We start from the raw sequence: 19,379 nt of genomic DNA on the forward strand, positions 1-19,379 counted from the left end.
GTATTTGCCGTTGTGGTTCAGCGAGGTGTAGAACGCATCTGTAGAGGAGATTTGGGTGATATACCACGCTGGCACCGAGGTGCCAGCGCGGAGTGCCTCTTTCGAAGCGACTTCTCCGTGAGTTCGGAGGAACGCACGAACAGCACTCTTATGAGCTTCAACCGTTTGTTCGGTGATGTCGGATCGGGTATTGGACATACCATTGATCCGACCTCCAATCTAGAAAAACTGACTAATTCTATCGCTAGTGACCACTGTTCGATAGGTCTGAGTTAATCTCGTAGTCGTGCAACAGGCTATACGGAGATAGACTGTAGCTATTCCTCGTTCAGCTTACCAGCATTACTGATCAGATTGGCAGTATAAGCCAGATCATTTCGGTGGAAGGGCGTCATCATATTCGTCGTCAAGGATTTCGGAACAATCAACGGGAATACTACTCCACGCGTTCTTCACAACCTCGTACCCAGTCCACCCTTCCGTTCGAATCATCTCCACGGTTGCCTCGCAGAATTCAGGCTTTTCGATGAGGTCGTTGTCAAGTAAGATGTAGAGGAGATACGGTGGTCCCACAACGTCGATGTCGTACCCGTTGTCATTGATGAGACGCCGAATTGATCGTCTCGCAGCTGAGTCAAGGATCGTTACAATCTGATACGACGAACCGTGTTCAGAAAGTTCCTGCTTGAGCGATTGCTCGCCTGCATCTGGCCCATGCGGGCGGGGAACGACAGTTACGCACGACCACGGCGACGAATCCTCGTCTAGATGTTCAAGAACACGTTGGCTTCCTCGTTTCAAGTAGTGCTCACGGCTACCCTCAGGCGGGTATTTGTTCGAGTTGACGTGGTTTTGGAGTTCGTGCTTGCAGACGTTTGTCGTTGTAAGATGAATCGCGTCTTTCAGTCGTTCCCACTGAGCGGTGTTCGCAACCGCGATCAAAGAACTCGTATCAGCCAGTATCGGATAGCGAGCCTCACTCGCCATCGCTGTCCGTCAAGAATTCAGACGTGTCTCGTTCCATAGCCGCCTCGAACGACTCTTTCTCCTCTTCCATCCTATCGAGTTTCTCACCGAGAAGGACACGGGCCACGTCCTCACCGATCTCACCACGACTGTATCGTTCGTACACCGCAATCTTGTCTTGTTCATCTAACGACTGTCGGAGCATTTCGACCAGCCCGACGCGGGCGAGTTCGCTCACGTTGACGCCACCGATGTGGATCTCATCGAGGAGCTCCGCAGCCTCTTTTTCGGCTCCGGCACGGAACTGAATCGTCTTGTCGTAGCTTGATCCGCTCATACTTGATGTTCGACATGGAGAGGCATATATGTTATGACGCGTACTTACTTGTCGTTACAAGTGGCGAAGAACGTAGCACTGCCAGACAGGTCACCCTCTCTCAAAGGGTGCGATATGAGTTAGGAACCGTGCAGATGGGTTTAATCTCATAAATGTTTCTCAATTGGTGGTTTGTAGAATTCCAAACTGGCAAGTTGGGGTGGAGGCAGGCGCAGGTATTCTATATCGCGGTATACAATTTATTGTGCTGATCGAGCCACAGCCATCAATACAGAAGAGAACAGGCCACAGCAGCCGCTACGCCGCTAAAAACAAGAGAATTGAGAGGATCAGAACGGAGCCTGTGGGCCTTCGTCGCTGTCGGAGTCGCTAGTCTCTCCAGGGAACGACGGACTCATTCCACTCGTGCCGCCGAGATCGCCGTCTGCGCCGTGACCCATGCCGGTATCGGCGTGGACTTCGTTGATCTCAGGGATTTCTTTGACCATCCGGGTCTTGATCGCCTGGATCGTCATCGGCGAGATCCCACAGCCCGAACACGCGCCGCCGAGTTGGACGTGTACCTCTCCCGTTTCGCGATCGAGGTGGCTGATTGCAGCGCTGCCGCCGTGCATCTGGATCTGCGGGAAGTTCCGACGCAGGAAGTTCGTGATCCGCTCTCGGAGCTCGTTGTCCGAATCCGCGCTTTCCGTGCTCATGCTCTGCGGTTGGCCGCCAACGGTCTTAGGCCTTTGGTTGGGGCCGATCAGAGCCTGAATGTCCGCCGAAGTTGGGATCGAAGCCGCTCACGATACTCCGCTAACACAGCCTCGAATTTCTCTTCGGTGACGACAACGCCAGTGAGCCGATCGTAAGGGTCCTCGGGCAGTTCGATGTAGAAATCCTCCGCGTCAGGATCGTAGATCGGTTCGGACTCGTTGAGCACCTGCTGGTCGATCGCGTGGATGAGCGTCGAGTCGTACTGCTCGTTCATCGCGTTGAACGCGTTCTTGTACGATCGCTGCAGCTGCGGAAAGTAGTGGGCGTACTTGTCTTCGAACTTTTCGGGATCGAACTCGACCATAGAGGCGATATGACCGGCGAGAGTAAAAGCCGGGCGATCGCCCGCGATAAAGCGTATATCGCGATATGAAATCGGATATATGAGTCTCCCCAGAGATTGGTGCGTCACGAGATCGACAGGTCATAGACCACAGAATTCGCTAATCACAGAATTCTTCGATCGCAGTCCTCGCTGATCTCAAGATCGACAGGCTCGACACGCGACCTTGTGAAAGCGCATCGCTGGTCGCAGGGCAGATCGCCAGCAAAAACCACTAGAACGATCGCCACTCGCTTGGTGAGGAGGTGCGGTTGCGGACACGGAATTCACGGGCGGTTTCAGAGACTCGAGTATCGACGACCGTATCGAAGGGGTCTACCAGCGTGTGAACGACCTGTTCGTCGTGCATTGTCGGGTTGATGACGGCGATCACCGGCCAGCCCTGACTCCGTGCTTGGCCCAACAGGACGCGAGTAAACTGGTAGATTCGATCGGCCTCCCAGTACATCAAAAGCTGTGAGAGTGAGTGGACGCCCACTGCAACGTCTTGGCCGTCCATCACCTCAGTCAGTTCTGTAAACTTGACGCCGATCTCAGTAAGGTTCTTCGGCGAGGACGCGTACTTTCTGAGTTCGGTGTCGGTCACCGACTGGCGTTGCTCGCGAGTAACGCAGTCGATTACCCCGATAGATCGATCGTCGTGCCCGGTGAGCGACTGGTACTCTTCGCTGATTGTCTCGGCGTCGTGTCCAGTCGAGACGACAATCGCCCGGTCAGCGATAGCCCCCAGCAGCCGCAACAGGAGCTGATACTTGCCGCTCATCGGTGGCCCAGAAATGACAATCGCATCGGACGCTATGTCGGGGACCTGGATTGGCGGCGATTCGTTTCCGGACATTGATTTGAGGTTGTCGTACGGTAATTAAAACCTTACCACGGCTTGTTAGTTCTGCTGATTTCGCTGCAGGAACGAGGGCAGCTCAAGCATATCTGGCTGTCTCTCTGGCGGAAGCATCGCGCTGACTCGGCTCAACGCACCAGGAAAGAACTCGCGCTCGGATGGCGAGGTTGGTTTCGTCTCGCCGACAAGCTCGGCCCAGACAGCCTCTTCATCGGAGCGTTCCCGTTTTCGGTTGTACGCGTGGGTTTTGCCTTCCTGGTAGGCGAGTTCGATCATGCTGCGATCGTACGCGGTTTCCCCGACCGCGATGAGCCGGTCGCGTTCGTGGTCGTCCGGCGCGCCACAGGCGGCCGCAACGCCAAGTGCGTACGCCCGCTCAACGGCCGCTTCGCGATCAAGCGTGGTCCAGTCAGTGCCGTAGCGATCGTCGTACATTACCGATACACCGCCGATCCCGGATGCACGTGGAGGCCGTCAGCGTCAAACGAGAGTGGATGAATCTCGGTGTCGATATCGGTCCCACGCATTTTGATTACCTGAATGCCCCGCGTCATGCTTTCGTTTTCCATGTAGTTGTGAAAGAACACGACGCCGTGAGCGAGGAAGTGCTCGTCGCTGTAGGCGGTCGGATCGGTCATCTCCGAGATCAAAAGCGTCGTGGCGTCGGTGCGTTTGAGCGCCGTCAAAAACGGGATCATACTGTCGTCGCCGTCTTTGAGCAGATAATCTAAGAGCATTGTCGAGTCGACGACAACCCGATCGATTCCCCGCGAGGAAATAAAGCCGCTCAGGCGGGTTGTCAACTTGCTTCGGTTACCCGACTCGCCGGGCGAGCCCAAAAATCGCTTCCCCTCGCTAGAAAAGGCATCCAAAAAGTGCATGCCGTCTCGATCGATTGCCTGATCGAAGCCGAAGTCATAGCCGTTCATATCCGCACGGAGATCGGCCTTGCTTTCGTGCATACTGACGTAGAGACACCCCTCGTCGTGGCGGATTCCCTCGGTCACGAACTGTGCAGAAAACGTCGTTTTGCCACTTCCGGGCGGGCCGCTCAGGACGTATAACCGACCCGCGGGTAACCCACCGTCAACGAGGTCGTCAAATCCACTGACACCGCTCGGAATACGCATAGTAGCCCTCTGTCAAAGCGCATGATAAACCTACGCCTTTTATTATCAGCAGCGATAACTCAATGGTAGCTAGTCGCAGGTAGATACACTCTCACTGGCAGCCACCGTTACTCAGTGGCGGCGATATTTGGATCAACCCAGACAATGAATCGATCGTCGCCTTTGACGATTCCGTGAACGTGATCGTCGTTGGCGGTGGTCGTCTCGTCGACGTCCGTTGGTCGAATATTGCTAACCTGGTACACCTCATCGACAACCCAGCCGATCGTTCCCTGTTCAGAGACGGTATCTGAATCAAAGACGATAATTCGGTTGCGTTCGCCCTCATCGACGATGTCGAAGACGATCTTCGGGTCGATAATAGATGTTGTCCGGCCGCGAAGGTCCATGACACCCTTGACGTGGGGCGGAGAATTCGGGATTCGGGTCAGTTCACCGGCGTCGACAATCTCGTCAATGACGCCAATGTCGAGACAGTACGTTTCTGAGCCGAGGCCGAACTCAAGAACCTGCGTGGTCTCTCCAAGATCACCCTCAGCCGTGTCCGACTGTGGCGCTTCGGTTTCAGCCATACTCGATGGTGGCGGTGGTCAATAGTTAATTCTATCCGCTGAATTATCAGTGGTGATTATCAGGACGGAGGCTTTATTCAGACTGTTGGAGAAACTACCGATAGAATGTGGGGCGATGGATTCGCGATACAAAAGGCCTCGGCGGCGCAGTATTGTGCCGTAGAGGCCGCCAACAGTGTCAGGGGTGACTGCCGTGCGTGAACCGCGGACCGTTGTCGTCGATGATTCGCGGTTCATGCGCGGATTAATAACGGATCTGCTCAGCGATGGAGGAATACCAGTCGTTGGCGAGGCAGCCAACGGCAAAGAAGCAATCGAGGTCGTCAAAGACGTCGAACCGGATGTCGTGACGATGGACCTCGAGATGCCGGAGCTAAACGGCATCGAGGCTGTCGAGCGGCTCATGGCTGAACGCCCGACACCCGTCCTCATGTTGAGCGCGTACACAGACGACGACGCTGAAGTAACTTTTGAAGCGTTGGACAAGGGCGCAGTCGATTTCTTCGCAAAGCCAGGCGGCGAAGTGTCGATGGGCGTTTCACGAATGGGCGAACAGCTCGTGTCGACCGTCCAGACCGTTGCAGACGCAGACATCGATCGATCGATTCTCGACCGTGAGGATCGACGAGCGAGACGGTCACGACCACCGGAGTCGTCAAAGCAGACAGCGTTTGAACACCCCCACACCGTCGTCATCGGCTCATCGACTGGCGGGCCAAACGCCGTCGAGCGGGTATTAGAATCGCTGCCCTCGGGTGACTGTCGGGTGCTCGTGGTCCAACATATGCCGGAAGCGTTCACCGCACGATTTGCTGACCGACTCGATGCCGCCAGCGAGTACGACATTACCGAGGCGACAGACGGTGCGCGGATCGGGCCGGGAGAGGGGCTTGTCGCGCAGGGAGGACGCCACCTCACAGTCTCGAACTACCGACGCGGGCGGTTGCGGGTCAAATTGATCGAAGACGATCGCGGATACACCGTCCAGCCGGCTGTCGACGTGACCATGGCCTCGGCCGCGGAGACGATCGACGATCCACTCATTGGAGTCATCTTGACCGGGATGGGTGCCGACGGTGCCGACGGGATTCGGGCGATACACACCGCAGGCGGCCGGACGATCGCCCAAAGCGAAGACACCTGCGTCATCTATGGAATGCCTAAGCGGGCGGTCGAAACCGGACACGTCGACGACATCCGTGATCTCGATGAGGTGTCCGCGGCGATCGCGGAGGGGAACGCATGAGCGGCGCACACATCAACGCGTTCGTCCACGAGAGCCAGGAGGGACTCACCGAGTTGAACAACGCGCTTCTCGATCTCGAGAGCGATCCCGACGACGCGGCGGCGATGGACTCGATCTTCCGGATCGCACACACGCTGAAAGGCAACGCCGCGGCGATGGGCTTCGACGAAGTGAGCGGGCTCGCACACGCACTGGAGGACCTGCTGGACGAGGTCCGGGACGGTTCGATCCCGGTCACGACTGAACTGATGGACCTACTCTTTGACGGCGTCGATTATCTGGATGCGATGGTCGGCGAGATCGCCGACGAGGGAGACACGACGATCGACATCGCGGGGCTCGAAGCCGAGTTACGGTCGATCGTTGACGGCGAGACGCCGCCACCGGGCACCGCAGACGAGGCTGCAGCCAACAGTTCAGCCGGTGCCGAGCCCAGCGAGACGGACGCCGACACCGCAAGCGGTGGTGAACCCGAGGACGACGGGCCCTCCTCGTCTGAACAGTCCGAGGAACCACCATCGGGTGGTCCCGAAAGCACCGAGGACGAAACCGACGGTGCCACTGCGGTCGTTCCGACTGCGTTAGAGATACCTGAGGAGGCGTCGGCATTCCGTGCCCGTGTCGATCTCGGGGAAACGTCGATGCCGGGCGTCGATGCGATGTTCGTGTTGAACGCGATCGAAGACGGCTTCGCTGATTTCGTGACAGTGCCCGATCGCGAGGCGGTCGAAGATGGTGACTTCGAGGAGACCTTTACTGTCTTTGTCGCCGCAGCAGATACCGAGACGGTCAGCGCGGGTATTGGGGCACTGAGCCAGGTCGCAAACGTCGAGGTCGAACCGGCTGAACAGACCAGCGGAGGAGCCGGTGAACAATTCGAAGGGGCTACTGAGCAGTCAGCAGAACCAGCTGACGACCACGCTTCGGATGCGGTGTCTGACACCCGAAAACAGGACGACATGACACCGGAATCCGACACCACAGAGACCAATTCGACGACGACAAAATCAACAGACCGCGCTGATTCGACGACGACAAAGCCAACAGACAGCACAGATTCCCCGACAGACGCAAAACGGGGAAGTCCGGAAAAAGACACCAACGCCGATATCGCCTCTGTCCGGGTTGACGTGAGCCAACTCGACGAGCTGTACAACCTCGTCGAACAGCTCGTAACGAGCCGGATCAAGCTCCGCCGTGAGATGGAAGACGCCGGCGTGGATTCGGACAATCTCGATGAGCTCGACAAGATCACGGCGAACCTCCAAAACACCGCCATGGACATGCGACTGATCCCGCTGTCGAAAGTCGTCGACAACTTCCCACGGGTGGTCCGCGATGTCGCGCGCGAAACTGGCAAGGACGTTGAGTTTACTGTCACCGGTGCAGACATCGAGCTCGATCGCACCATCCTCACCGAGATCCGCGATCCGCTTATCCATATCCTGCGCAATGCGGTCGATCACGGCGTTGAACCACCCGAGGTCCGCGAGGATGCTGGCAAGGACCCAACGGGATCGGTCTCGCTCACAGCGACACGCGAACGCGACCACGTGACGATCGAGGTCGCAGACGACGGGGCAGGATTGGATGCCGACGAACTCCGCGAGAAGGCGATCGAGAAGGATGTGAAAACCCGCAGCGAGCTGGAGCTGATGGACGATAGCGAGGTGTACGATCTGATCTTCCATCCGGGCTTTTCGACAGCCGAGGAGGTCACGGATGTTTCGGGTCGGGGTGTCGGGATGGACGTGGTCCACACCACTGTTAAACAGCTCGATGGGACCGTCAGCGTCGACAGCGAGCCTGGCGAGGGGACCGTGGTCACGCTTCGACTGCCGGTAACAGTCGCGATCGTGAAGGTGATGTTCGTCGAAGTCGCCGGGACCGAGTACGGGATCCCCGTGAAAAACATCGCCGAGGTGACCCGCGCAAAACAGGTTACCGAGGTCAACGGCGATGAGATCATCAAACACGATGACGACATCTACCCGGTGTTGCGGCTCGGAGAGGTGCTCGAAGAGCCCTCGGCGGTCAACGGCGACGGCATGTTGTTGCGGATCCACGAGGACAAACGGCAGGTTGCGCTACACTGTGATGCGGTGCTCGATCAAGAGGAAGTCGTCGTCAAGCCACTCGAAGGCGTGTTGAGCGGCATTCCGGGATTGAGTGGTACAGCCGTCCTCGGCGACGGAGACGTCGTTGCAGTGTTGGACGTGGTGACGCTATAATGACAGCGAATAGAACAAAACGGGAGGGCCAACCGTGAACGAACTCGGTCAGGATTTCCAACGGGTCCTCGAGGAGATCGACGGATCGGTCGACTTCGAGCCAGAATACTACAACGAGGCATACCTCAGTCGTCGAATTAGCGCCCGGATGCGTCGTCAAAACGTGGACACGCACGCAGACTACCTTGCAGTACTCACAAATAATTCCAAAGAACGGGACGCGCTCTTGGATTCACTGACAATCAACGTTACAAACTTCTTTCGGAACCGAAAGATGTGGCGGGCACTGCAGCCAGTGCTACGGGAGCTGTCGACGTCGAAGCGCCGAGTCCGTATTTGGAGCGCGCCGTGTGCAGACGGTCGCGAGCCGTACTCACTGGCAATGTTGGCGCTCGACGATCCACAGATTGATGCCAGCCGGATCGAAATTCTCGGTACAGACATCAGCGAAGAAGCACTTGCGAACGCCCGCAACGGCGTCTATGAGACAACCCGGACCACAGATATCGAAGCGGAGCTTGATCTACTGGATGATCCCCTAACGTACGTCGAGAAGGCCGAAACCCGTTTTAGTGTCAAACCGGCAGTACAGTCGCTCGTCACGTTCGAAAAGCATGATCTCATCGCCGATCCACAAAAATCAGGGTTCGATCTCGCGTTGTGTCGGAATCTCTTGATATACATCGATTCGGAGTTCAAGCTCTCAGTATTCGAGGCAGTTGCCGACTCGCTCGTCAGCGACGGATATCTCGTTGTTGGGATGACAGAAACAGTCCCCTCGGCATGTCGGGATACGTTTGAACCGGTAAACAAGCGATGTCGGATCTACAAACGGGTGAAGTAGATGTCGTTGTATCAACTCGCGCGATCAGGCGATACCGATTCGCTAACCGAGCGGCTGCTCGGAAGCGACAGTCCGGCTGTCAGAAAACGTGCCGCAGAGCTGCTCGGCGAGTTAGTTGATGAAAGCGACACCGAGATTGTCGGCTCGCTCGTCGCAGTCGCGATGAGCGACGACGACGAAGGGGTACGTGCGGCCGCGATCGATGCTCTCGATGAGATCGGGGCAGGCGCGGTCGAACAGCTCCTCGTGAAAGTCACCGGGACCAAGATCCAACAGGGTGCGACGTGGGCGACTGCAAAGCGGTTTGCCGCCGCACTGTCCTCGGATATTCCAGAGCTACGGATGGCCGCGGCAAACGCGCTCGGCAATCTCGGAGAGGCAAGCGCAATTCCGGCACTACTGTCCGCACTTGATGACGAGTACTCAGCGGTACGGATCCGCGTGTGCAAAGCACTCGGCACACTCGAACACCCACGGGCTGTCGAGCCGCTTATCAGGCAGTTAGATGACAGCCGAGGACAGGTTCGGCTCGCGGCGGCGAACGCACTCGCGACAATCGGCAACGATCGAGCGCTCAGTGCGCTGTTGGACATGCTCTCAGACGAGAATCCGGAGATCCGTCGAATTTCCACGGTCGCATTAGGCAATGCTCGGTCGGTCCGGGTCGTAGAGCCACTTGCAGACACGCTTTCGGACAACAATGCGCGAGTCCGCAGTGCGGCAGTATTTTCCATTATCGACCTGTTGTCGAACGCACCAGCCCAACAGAGCCACCAGATTCGCGAAGCCGTTGTCACAGAGCTTCAAGCGGCCACAACCGAGACAGTCTTTGATCCACTGTTGGACATCATCGAGACGAGCAATCAGCGACGACAGCGGCGCAACGCCGTCTGGTTCATCAGCCGGCTTGTCGACGGTGAGGTACCGGGGCACATTCTTGACGCGCTCGTCGATCGACTCGACGACGACGATACGCCGACCGCACAGTTCGCCGCAACAGGTCTCGCCGACATTGGCGGAAGCCGGGTGGAAGCAAGACTATTATCATTTCTCAATACCGATGCCTCCGACGAAGCTCGCGCGAAGGCAGTGTTCGTTCTCGGACAGGTGGGCGGTGAAAAGTCGCTGGAAACACTCCGGCGCCTCTCGGAAGACGAGAGCCAGCTCGTCCGTAAGCGGACATTTGCGTCGATCTCAAAACTCAGGGGGCGGACTGCACAATGATCAGGCTCAGCGGCCGTACCGGAGGTGACAGCAGCGAATGAGCGACAGCGAATACAAGATTACGGATACGAAAGGGAAGTTCGCACAGGCGGTCAAAAACGGGCGAGCCGTTAACGACGTCTCATGGACACAGGGGCGCATCATCCTATCAAACCGTCGAATAATCCTGGTCGGCAACAGCGGTAAGCGGACTCTCTCATTGAAAAAGATCCACGGGATGTCTGGACGGCACGATCCGAATCAGACGATCGCAAAGGTATCCAGCTACGTCAGTCTTAGACTCGGCGAAGATGTGCTCCTCATTTCGGCGGCCGATCACGAGGCCTTTGAACGTGACATTTACAGCGCGATGCTTGATCAGACGGTCGTGACCGCAAAACACCCCGCAGTCGCCGGCGGCGTCGTCCAGGATACCGAATGGGAAAAAGCCCGACTGAAGGTCGAAGACGACGCAATTGCAACCGCGCTTGAAAGTGGGAAGTTCGTCCGGTTCGATCTTGACGATATCAGCAGTATCGATACTGAAGAGCGAACAGTCACAGACAGCAAACAGACCGTACTCGAAGTGACACACACCGAAGGGCAAACCAACGTTCAAACGCACATCACCGGTGAGAGCCGGACCCTAATGTTTTTGAAATCGTTCCTCAGAGAGGGTGAGCGTCGGAGCCAAGCGAACGTTGATCTCTCAGAGAGTGACAAAGAGGTGTTGATGGCGTTGTACTCGGGCGTGTCGCCGTTCGAGATCCCCGCGTTCATCGGCATGGATGTCGATCGCGTCGAAGAGATATTTGAACGGTTGATCGACCTCGACGTCCTCGAAGAGGTACGGATCCGTCGAGAAGTCGCGCTCAACTCTCGTGGGCGGAACATCGCAAGCCAAGCGATGAACGAACAATAATTGATCGCTCAATTGGCCACTGAGAAGTCGATCGATCCGCGTCGTTCGCGTTTTCGCGTTTTCGCGTTTTCCACCTCGTTCACGCTTTCCGCCTTGTTCACGCTTTCCACGTTGTTCAGCCGCAACAAACCCAACAATTCCACCGACGATGTCAAATTTTAACAGAACCACCGCCTCAGGTCTCAAATTTTAACAGAACCACCGCCTCAGGTATTGACCGATTCGACCCGTTCTGTAACCACGACCTGTCCTTTTGGTGTCAAGACGAGTCCAGATCCCTGATCGGCGATGAGACCTTTTTCTCGGAGCGCATCAAGCACAACTTGCATACTCGCGACATCGCCGGTTACGAGATCGTTGAGTGCAACGTTTCCGCCTGCGCTGTAGATCGAAACGAGGATTTCGGTCTCCTCTGGAGCCACAGAGAGCTCGGCAGCGTCTTTCATGACCGATTCATATTCGAGCCGGAGGTACCGCGCAAGCAGGTTGAGTTTACGGGCGTTCGGGAGGGTCACGAGGGTCGTTTTGGCGGTTCTACCGTCCATGTGCGTCACTGCAATGGTCGGACGATCGGTTCCGGCGAGTTCGCGGGTTTCCCGAGCAAAATCCGTAACGTTCGAAAGGTCGATTGAGAAGCCGCCCGCCCGTCCTCGGAACCGTAACACACCTGAGGCAAGTGCGAGCCTCGCGTTATGAACGTCGGCATTGGTGACGCGTCCGCCAACCTTTGCAGGGTGTTTGATTTTGACCGTCTGTCCTTCGAGGAGCGTTTTGAACAACACCGTTTTGAACCGTTCGACGTTCGTTCCGCCGGATTCGATTACCGCGATCTCCCGATCGTCATCGATCGAATACGCCAACGAGATCGTGTCGCTGAAGAACTCCCGCATGCTCGGGGGGACCGTTCCGACGTTGATATCGGAGATCGCTGACAGCGGAATCGTCGTCTTACCGCCATCGTGAGCGAGGACTAACCGTTGTTTGCTGAGCAGAATTCGGCCGGTAACCGGCTCTGGGCCCGCAATCGAAGCGGTGTGAAACTGTCCGACAAAATCTGCGACGATACCCTCGCTCATACCACGTCATAGAGGTGGGATCCAATCCTAATGACTGTTTCGCGAGCTGGTCACACACAGGAGTGTGCCCGTAGCTGTAGGCCTAAGTGAGGGGACAAAAAACCGTGTGACGGTGAGCAAACGGCAGACTGAACAGCAAAGTCTAATGTGGTGGGTGCACAACTCGGATGTGATGCCAACCGTAGAATACCTTAATTACGAAGTGCTCGACGACCACGACTGGTCGATCGACGACGATGACTTGTTCGAAAACGCCGCAGACGCCGGTCTCGATGGAGAAGATTACGGCACCCTCGACGTAAACGAAGGCGAGTACATCCTCGAATCCGCCGAGGCACAGGGGTACGACTGGCCGTTCTCGTGCCGTGCCGGCGCGTGTGCAAACTGCGCGGCGATCGTCAAAGAGGGTGACATCGACATGGACATGCAGCAGATCCTCTCTGATGAAGAAGTCAACGAAAAGAACGTCCGGCTGACCTGTATAGGGTCGCCCGCCGCCGACGAGGTCAAGATCGTCTACAACGCGAAACACCTCGACTACCTGCAGAACCGCGTCATCTAACGAACGCGATAGAAAGCGTTTGCCGTGGTGGCTGTTCTCGGCCTCGTGCCGAGAGCCAACCTACTATTATTCGTATCGTTCAGGATCGGTACTGTGCCAGCGGAAGTGACACGCTGGCGGAGACCGGTGGACTCGATCGGTCACGGATCAATAACGGCATGATTATGCCGATCCAGAGACTAAAAGAGACAATGGTTCCCTCCAGTACTCACACTGAGCGACAGCTGCCGCACAAGGCAACGCTCTACTGTCAAGATTGTACCCACGAAAGCCCCGTCACAGGGGATTGGATCATCCACGACCACACAACGTCTCTCGACTACGTTTGCCCCGAGTGTGGAAATACGATCCAGTCCCGGGCAGCTGAACGGGAGCTGCTGACGATCGCGTAGACCACAGTCCAAGAACAGTGACGATCGATGGCCGAATGGCAGTCGTATTGAGCCGTTGTAGTCCGAGAGCCTACAGATAACGAAGGCGCTCGCAGAGAGTAAACTGTCGCGGGTCAACTCCATCGAGGATCGAAGAGCCGCGGAACACAAAACCCGAAGCAATCCGGACGAGGCCGAGACACGTGCGCTTTGTCGCAGACACCACGGTTTGACTCGGGTGTAGGCTTTAGTTTTGATCGTTTTCCGTTTGGCTGAGGACAAATGGCCCGATCGAGAGCGTGTGCTTGGCTATTGTGGCGATCCGCAGCATGTACACGAGAAACACCACAAACGGGGCAAGACCCACCGTGTACACGGCGCTCGTAAGCAAAACAAGATTATCGACGCCGAACATCGTGCCGGGGACGGCATTCGGTCCGAGATTCATGAGCGCGATCCCCACGAGAACGAGCGCCGGAATCGAGATGTACGACAACGCTCGTGAGAGATTGATGAGTTCCCACTGGAAGTACAGCGTCTTGAAGTGTTCACGACCAGTTCCAAACAGTTTCAGGACGTCGATCAGATTGTCGAACACGTCTTCAGCGTCGTCGCTGAGCGCCGGCGCATGCTGGGTTTTGATCTCGCGGGCACGGAAAATCTTCGACGAGTAATTGAACTTAAAGAGAGCCCAAAGCAGCGCAAACGTCCCGAACTGCGCGTCATCAAGCATGCGATCGACTGAGACGGCGTTCTCGACGAGGGTTGCAGCGTACTCGTCGACCTGCGTTGTGAGTTCCTCGTTGCGGCCCACCGCGACCGCGTTCGGAAGTTGCTCCGCTTGCGTCTGTGCGTAGTTGAGAAGCTGTTGCATGAATGCAGCTGGGTCGGACGAACTCACGTCCACGTCGATCGTCTCCTCGACCTCGTGGCGAAACTCCATCACGCCCTCCATTCGCTCACGTTGGTCACCGGCGGAGCCAAGCTCCTGGGAGAGCACCAGCTGATTCAGCGTGACAACTAGTGTGACGCCAGTAATGATCGCTCCGAGGAACGCAGCGAAGATCCACCAGACGACGTTGTGGTTCGCAACGAGCATCCGAAACTGATCGGGCCCCAGCGTTGCGCCGACAAGGAGTGCCACGAAGACGCCCCAGAGGATGACAGCCGAGAGTACCCAGCGGTTCAACCGCATGAGCACCCACAGACGACCGTCAGCTAACGGATTCTCTCCGAGGAATCGATCGGCTGGTGAACTCGGCGTAGTCATGCTAAAACATTGGGAGCCAGCACCAAAACGCTCGGGACTACGGTGGCAGACGATTGCGCTGGGCTACGATCGCGGTTCAAAACAGCGTCATTCCGAGCAATTGCCACACCATCCAGCCGGCAAACAGCCACATAATGATCGCCGAAGCCGGATTGACGTAGCCAACCAGTCGACTGCCTGTTTTTGCGGTCCCGAACAACCGGCCAGCAATCGCAAGCGTCGAAAACGCCAGCCAAGAGACGAGCACACAGCCGATCGCAAAGCTCCAGCGATCGGGACCGTCGTACGCGAGCGCGTTCGTACCGATGACGCCGATGGTGTCCAACAGCGCGTGTGGATTCAGGAGTGACACCGACGCGGTGAATCCGATCTGTTGGCGCGTGCCAAGAAATGATTCGGTGTCGGGATCGACGGCAAGCGCCGGCTGTCGCAGCAGTGCCCATCCATAGTATGCGAGAAAGATCGCACCAGCAGCGAACATCGCAGTACGGAGCCACGCAAACCGAAGCACCGCAACAGAAAGCCCGACAACGGCCACCCCGATCAAGAACGTGTCCGCGATCGCCGCGGTTAGGACAGTTGGAATCGTCCGAACGAGTCGCGGTTGGGCAATCCCCTGCTGGAAGATGAAGACGTTCTGCGGGCCGATCGCGACGATCAACGCTGCTGCGAGGACGAATCCGTGGGTGAAGGCTGAGACAGACATGGGAGTGAGACACCGCCCGTCAGCGGATCAGTAGTTCCGAGCGACGATACTCGCAGTTCAACAGGTCACAAAATCACGGTTCGGATACGTTTGTCGATACGGTGACGAGCGATCACCGATCGCAGAGCGAACCACCCACGGCTAGCCGAGGTTGAGCAGTTCGCGGATCGTCTTCCGTCGTTTCGAAACTCCCTCGAAGGACTCCAATCGGCTGTTGAACGCGCGGAACACACCCGAGAACGTTCGGCTGGAGTCGCCATCGAGCTCCGGCAGATCGCTTCGCTGTCGCTGGAAGTACCGGGCAACGCGATCGCGATCAAAGCCGTCAGCGACCCCGTGTTCCTCGAAAACGGCGGTGAGCCGATCGACGATCGGAGCAGAGTGGGTCGGCAAATCCGCCTCAGCGAGTTTGCCATCGAGAGTCCCCGTCGCCTCGAGTTCGGACCGGTAGGCTTCGTTGACTACGGTGAGGAAATACGGCGTCGAAAACAGGTCCTCGACGGTTGCTGGGCCGTTGACGTCAACGAACTCGCCGACCGTCTGGACGTTCGAGCCGTCGATTGGACTCTCTTCGGCACTGAGTTCGTCCTCGATCTGTGATCGATCCGACAACAGGGCAGCAACGTCGAGGTCGACGGAGTCCATGAGCGAGACGAACCACGGGACGTTCGCCTCCCCGCCCACGGGGACGATCGTCCACCGTGGGTCAAGCCCGTCCCGGCCCGTTTCGACAAACGACTGTGAGATTGCGTGAAGATACGTGTGGTCAGCGTCTTCGGGAACTAAAAGCGTCTGTGGGCGCGCCAAGAGGGCGTCGATCATGCCAAGCTCGACAACGTTTTTCAGGAGGAATCGGGTATCCGGGTCCGCGTTGGCGATGTCGGTGACGACGTTCGGCCCCGATGGCGGATCAGCACGGATGGGCTTGACTCGGTGGAGTCGATCGGGGTCGATCATGTGCGGCGAGTGAGTCGTGTACACGACCGCGCGGTTTGTCGCAACCTCGCGTTCGAGGAACGTGAGGAAGTCACTCTTGGCCTTCGCGTGGAGGTTCAATCCCGGTTCGTCTAACAGGAGCACTGGGCCGTCCTCGCGGGTCGCGAGGTCGTACAGCGTACAGAACGTCGAGACGAACCACCGAAAGCCGTGGGATCGGCTGTCGAATTCGACGGTGATGTCGGTGTCGACGTCTTCGACGCGAATTTCGAGTTCATTGCCGTCCTCGCCGGCCAGCCGGAGCCGGAGCCGAACGCCCTCGTTCTGACTCCAGTACCGCATCGCTTGCTGGCTCATCGTTCGGGAGGCGCTTTCGAGTTCGGCGACTCGTTCGCGGCGATCGTCCGCATCTGTGAGATCAGCGGGGTCGAGTCCAGCGATCGATAACAGCGACAAGAATGCAGCGTCGCTTTGGGTCTCATCGCCAGTGTCTTGGCGCTCACGAAGCCCCGCAAGGTTGATTCGGCCCGAAAGCAGTGTGTACTCGTCGACGTACAGAAACGTCGGAATGGCGTCCGCAAGAACGGAGGTCCCGATCAAATTGGCAAAGCCCATCTCCTCCGCGTCGGTCGCGTCCACCTCATCCGGCGGCTCGAAGGCTGTTTCGTCCAGGTCGAGCTCCCAGCGGAGCTCGTTGGCATAGTTTTTCGAGACGACCCCAACCGGATCAGCAACGACGCCGTCACCGAATGCTGACTCGATTTGCTCCACTTCGTCGTCATCTAATCGGAACCGTACACTCACGACCGGATCAGGCTCCTCGTCGTGGCGTTCGCGGTACTGAGTCCACCGATCGCGGGGATACTCAGTGTACACGTCGTAGCTGCCGTCACTGTATGCCGGATTGAGCTGCTCGATCGCCCGCAAGAACGCTGTCTTTCCGGACTCGTTTCGACCGACAAGACAGGTGAGATCGTCGAGATCGACCCAGCCGGAGTCGTCAATTGTTTTGTAGTTTCGAACGCGGAGCTGTAACAGTTGCATCCCTGTGGTATTATCGCTGTCTGCCGGCTATCTCGAACGTGCCGAGCTTGGTTGGGTCATACTCGACGTTCGATTCTTCAAGATCTGGGGCGATGTTGTCGTAGATGTGGGTCTCGTCGACGCGGTGGAATCGCGACCCAAAGTAGCCATCGTCAACGAGCCTCGGTAACACGCCCTCTAGGGGCTGGACCATGACGCTATCGTCAAGCTTCTGAATAATGAGCTCTGCGGTCACAATTTTTTTGTCTTGGACCAGCACGATCACGTCGCCAGGGTACAGCGTCGGCTTGTCGCTGTGTTTTGGTGTGAATCCCTCCGTGGTCGAGACCGGGGGGAGATACGGGTCACCAGTGATCGGGAGGTCTTCAATCTCAGCGTCGTCGTACACGAATATCCGTCGATCTGGGGTTTCTAACGGTCGCATTTCTGTATGTTATCTACGGACGAAATTCGAATATACCTTCCACCTGACTAGTCATGTGGTAGCAGCCCACGCCTAACCGACGCGACAATTCTCGTCAGTGAAAATCGGAGGAAAACACCTAACCCACCGTAGGGCGTGAGGCTCCACCAGTGCAGTCGATATACTCGATCGCGACCCTTCCAGACCTGCTTCGGCTCGTCGTAGTCCCCGTGTTCGCGTGGGCCGCGATCAGGGACATCAAGACTCGTCGGCTCCCGAGTTCGATCTGGCCGCCGCTCGTTGCTGTCGGCGTCGTTGCGCTGCTCTTGGATGCGGTTCGATACGCGCCATTCGAGACGCTGGGTGGCCGGCTATTCGTCTTTCAGGTCGCAGTGAGCCTGCTGTTTGTCGCACCGCTCGCGTATGCGTTCTGGTGGTTCGGCGGGTTCGGTGGCGCTGACGCGAAGGCGTTGATGACGCTCGCGATCGCGGTCCCGACGGTACCACACTACACAATCGACTCGACCGTGTATCCAATCGTCGAAGGCGCGATCGGGGTGTTTTCGTTTACCATCCTCACGAACACAGTGTTGCTCGCGGCGGTCATTCCGCTGGCGATCGCCGCCGGTAACGTCGCGAAGGGGCGGCTATCGGCGCAGAGCCTCTTTGCGCGGCCGGTCGCCGTTGAATCAGTCGTGGACCGTCACGGCCAGCTGTTTGAAACTCGCAGAGGATACACCCGGACAGGATTGGATCTCGATGCGTTGCGGATGTATCTCCGATGGCGTGGAACAACGCTCGAAGCGATCCGATCGGATCCAGACGCCTTCCGAGATCCAGCCAGCATCGAGGAGACGTTCGACCCGACAGACGGTGCAACGACTGTCGGCCCGCGAACTGACGGCGGGATCGACACAGATCAACCCGTGTTCGATGATCCATGGGGCGCAGAACAGTTTCTCGACTCGATCGAGACGAGCGCGTACGGGACTGACCCAGAAACACTTCGAGAGGGACTTGAGACCCTCGTCGAAACAGAGACGGTGTGGGTCTCGCCGGGATTTCCGTTTATTCTTCCAATGTTTTTTGGACTTCTCGTCGCATTCACGTACGGCGATCTGCTGTTTGGGATACTCACAGTAGTGGGGCTGGCATGAGTGCCGTGACGGAATGAGCGGGTGGCGGTCGAAGCCAGAAACCACACACAAGGCCTATTCGATCGCCGCCCGTCAGTCCGGACAATGAGTGTCGAGGTAGACATCGATTTCGGTGAAAACGGACTCGTGCCGGCGATCGCACAAGACGCAGATAGCGGGCAGGTGTTGATGCTCGCGTACGTAACCGAGGAGGCGCTGGAAGCGACCGTCGAAACGGGCTATGCACACTACTACTCCCGAAGCCGCGAGGAACTGTGGAAAAAAGGCGGGACCAGCGGCCACACCCAGACGATCGAGTCGGTTCGGGTCGACTGCGACGCAGATACGTTGTTATACCTCGTCGAGCAAAGCGGCGGCGCATGTCACACCGGCGCAGAGTCGTGTTTCTATCGGACGATCGACGGTGAGCGCGTCGAGAGCGTCGAGACCGTCTTCGATCCTGATGAAGTCTACGGGTGAA

Annotated in this window: 22 protein-coding genes and 1 pseudogene; 9 read left to right on the top strand and 14 right to left on the bottom strand. The window is 57.4% G+C overall.

Annotated elements, in window-relative coordinates; all coding sequences use genetic code 11:
- The 9 genes and pseudogenes from E5K03_RS14560 to E5K03_RS14600 form a co-directional block, all read right to left on the bottom strand.
- Positions 1 to 198: pseudogene (locus E5K03_RS14560) on the bottom strand (transposase); the annotation flags it as partial.
- Between the two features lie 174 nt (positions 199 to 372).
- Positions 373 to 987 carry a hypothetical protein gene (locus E5K03_RS14565; protein WP_138007525.1) on the bottom strand — a complete coding sequence of 205 codons (615 nt, stop codon included), beginning with the start codon at positions 985 to 987 and terminating at the stop codon, positions 373 to 375.
- A complete protein-coding gene (locus E5K03_RS14570; RefSeq protein ID WP_138007526.1) occupies positions 977 to 1,303 on the bottom strand; it encodes a hypothetical protein in 327 nt (108 codons plus the stop codon). Before E5K03_RS14570 ends, E5K03_RS14565 begins: the two co-directional genes overlap by 11 nt.
- 329 nt (positions 1,304 to 1,632) lie before the next feature.
- The gene (locus E5K03_RS14575) at positions 1,633 to 2,001 is read right to left on the bottom strand and encodes a NifU family protein (protein WP_138007527.1); all 369 of its coding nucleotides are present in this window, start codon (positions 1,999 to 2,001) and stop codon (positions 1,633 to 1,635) included.
- Between the two features lie 47 nt (positions 2,002 to 2,048).
- The gene (locus E5K03_RS14580; protein WP_138007528.1) at positions 2,049 to 2,366 is read right to left on the bottom strand and encodes a DUF5783 family protein; all 318 of its coding nucleotides are present in this window, start codon (positions 2,364 to 2,366) and stop codon (positions 2,049 to 2,051) included.
- Positions 2,367 to 2,619: 253 nt separating this feature from the next.
- Complete coding sequence (locus E5K03_RS14585; protein ID WP_138007529.1) at positions 2,620 to 3,243, bottom strand: DUF7504 family protein; 624 nt, start codon at positions 3,241 to 3,243, stop codon at positions 2,620 to 2,622.
- Between the two features lie 45 nt (positions 3,244 to 3,288).
- Positions 3,289 to 3,681 carry a hypothetical protein gene (locus tag E5K03_RS14590; RefSeq protein WP_138007530.1) on the bottom strand — a complete coding sequence of 131 codons (393 nt, stop codon included), beginning with the start codon at positions 3,679 to 3,681 and terminating at the stop codon, positions 3,289 to 3,291.
- Positions 3,681 to 4,376: an RAD55 family ATPase gene (locus E5K03_RS14595; protein WP_138007531.1), complete on the bottom strand. Its 696-nt coding sequence runs from the start codon at positions 4,374 to 4,376 to the stop codon at positions 3,681 to 3,683. The genes E5K03_RS14590 and E5K03_RS14595 overlap by 1 nt, the downstream gene beginning before the upstream one ends.
- Before the next feature lie 107 nt (positions 4,377 to 4,483).
- On the bottom strand, positions 4,484 to 4,948 hold the full coding sequence (locus E5K03_RS14600) for a chemotaxis protein CheW (protein WP_138007532.1): 465 nt from the start codon (positions 4,946 to 4,948) through the stop codon (positions 4,484 to 4,486).
- 235 nt (positions 4,949 to 5,183) lie between these two features.
- Here E5K03_RS14600 and cheB point away from each other — a divergent pair, with 235 nt between their 5' ends.
- From cheB to E5K03_RS14625, 5 genes are read left to right on the top strand one after another with little or no spacing between them, the layout of a single operon-like run.
- Complete coding sequence (gene cheB / locus E5K03_RS14605; protein WP_138007662.1) at positions 5,184 to 6,194, top strand: chemotaxis-specific protein-glutamate methyltransferase CheB; 1,011 nt, start codon at positions 5,184 to 5,186, stop codon at positions 6,192 to 6,194.
- A complete protein-coding gene (locus tag E5K03_RS14610; protein ID WP_138007533.1) occupies positions 6,191 to 8,425 on the top strand; it encodes a chemotaxis protein CheA in 2,235 nt (744 codons plus the stop codon). Before cheB ends, E5K03_RS14610 begins: the two co-directional genes overlap by 4 nt.
- A 34-nt stretch (positions 8,426 to 8,459) precedes the next feature.
- Complete coding sequence (locus tag E5K03_RS14615; RefSeq protein ID WP_138007534.1) at positions 8,460 to 9,269, top strand: CheR family methyltransferase; 810 nt, start codon at positions 8,460 to 8,462, stop codon at positions 9,267 to 9,269.
- A complete protein-coding gene (locus E5K03_RS14620) occupies positions 9,270 to 10,493 on the top strand; it encodes a HEAT repeat domain-containing protein (protein ID WP_138007535.1) in 1,224 nt (407 codons plus the stop codon).
- Between the two features lie 37 nt (positions 10,494 to 10,530).
- The gene (locus tag E5K03_RS14625) at positions 10,531 to 11,394 is read left to right on the top strand and encodes a CheF family chemotaxis protein (RefSeq protein WP_138007536.1); all 864 of its coding nucleotides are present in this window, start codon (positions 10,531 to 10,533) and stop codon (positions 11,392 to 11,394) included.
- Between the two features lie 206 nt (positions 11,395 to 11,600).
- Here the strand turns inward: E5K03_RS14625 and E5K03_RS14630 are convergent, their stop codons facing one another.
- Positions 11,601 to 12,470: a CheF family chemotaxis protein gene (locus E5K03_RS14630; RefSeq protein WP_138007537.1), complete on the bottom strand. Its 870-nt coding sequence runs from the start codon at positions 12,468 to 12,470 to the stop codon at positions 11,601 to 11,603.
- 172 nt (positions 12,471 to 12,642) lie between these two features.
- Here E5K03_RS14630 and fer point away from each other — a divergent pair, with 172 nt between their 5' ends.
- Both fer and E5K03_RS14640 read left to right on the top strand, forming a co-directional pair.
- The gene (gene fer, locus E5K03_RS14635; protein WP_138007538.1) at positions 12,643 to 13,032 is read left to right on the top strand and encodes a ferredoxin Fer; all 390 of its coding nucleotides are present in this window, start codon (positions 12,643 to 12,645) and stop codon (positions 13,030 to 13,032) included.
- Between the two features lie 191 nt (positions 13,033 to 13,223).
- Positions 13,224 to 13,424: a hypothetical protein gene (locus tag E5K03_RS14640; RefSeq protein ID WP_138007539.1), complete on the top strand. Its 201-nt coding sequence runs from the start codon at positions 13,224 to 13,226 to the stop codon at positions 13,422 to 13,424.
- Between the two features lie 226 nt (positions 13,425 to 13,650).
- On the opposite strand, the gene E5K03_RS14645 is transcribed toward E5K03_RS14640, so the two are convergent.
- The 4 genes from E5K03_RS14645 to E5K03_RS14660 all read right to left on the bottom strand — a co-directional run bounded on the left by E5K03_RS14645 (position 13,651) and on the right by E5K03_RS14660 (position 17,783).
- On the bottom strand, positions 13,651 to 14,673 hold the full coding sequence (locus tag E5K03_RS14645) for a hypothetical protein (protein ID WP_138007540.1): 1,023 nt from the start codon (positions 14,671 to 14,673) through the stop codon (positions 13,651 to 13,653).
- Between the two features lie 76 nt (positions 14,674 to 14,749).
- Positions 14,750 to 15,379, bottom strand: coding sequence for a LysE/ArgO family amino acid transporter (locus E5K03_RS14650; RefSeq protein ID WP_138007541.1), 630 nt, complete (start codon positions 15,377 to 15,379; stop codon positions 14,750 to 14,752).
- A gap of 141 nt (positions 15,380 to 15,520) precedes the next feature.
- The gene (locus E5K03_RS14655; protein WP_138007542.1) at positions 15,521 to 17,359 is read right to left on the bottom strand and encodes an ATP-dependent nuclease; all 1,839 of its coding nucleotides are present in this window, start codon (positions 17,357 to 17,359) and stop codon (positions 15,521 to 15,523) included.
- 10 nt (positions 17,360 to 17,369) lie between these two features.
- Positions 17,370 to 17,783, bottom strand: coding sequence for a hypothetical protein (locus E5K03_RS14660; protein WP_138007543.1), 414 nt, complete (start codon positions 17,781 to 17,783; stop codon positions 17,370 to 17,372).
- 149 nt (positions 17,784 to 17,932) lie between these two features.
- On the opposite strand from E5K03_RS14660, the gene E5K03_RS14665 reads away from it, so the two are divergent.
- Together E5K03_RS14665 and hisI are read left to right on the top strand one after the other, a co-directional pair.
- On the top strand, positions 17,933 to 18,919 hold the full coding sequence (locus E5K03_RS14665; RefSeq protein ID WP_240730043.1) for an A24 family peptidase: 987 nt from the start codon (positions 17,933 to 17,935) through the stop codon (positions 18,917 to 18,919).
- An 84-nt stretch (positions 18,920 to 19,003) separates the two neighbouring features.
- Complete coding sequence (gene hisI, locus E5K03_RS14670; protein WP_138007544.1) at positions 19,004 to 19,378, top strand: phosphoribosyl-AMP cyclohydrolase; 375 nt, start codon at positions 19,004 to 19,006, stop codon at positions 19,376 to 19,378.
- The last annotated feature ends 1 nt before the right edge of the window (position 19,379 follow it).

The sequence above is a fragment of the Halalkalirubrum salinum genome, from assembly GCF_005543295.1.
In the GTDB taxonomy this organism is placed as follows: Archaea; Halobacteriota; Halobacteria; order Halobacteriales; family Haloferacaceae; genus Halalkalirubrum; species Halalkalirubrum salinum.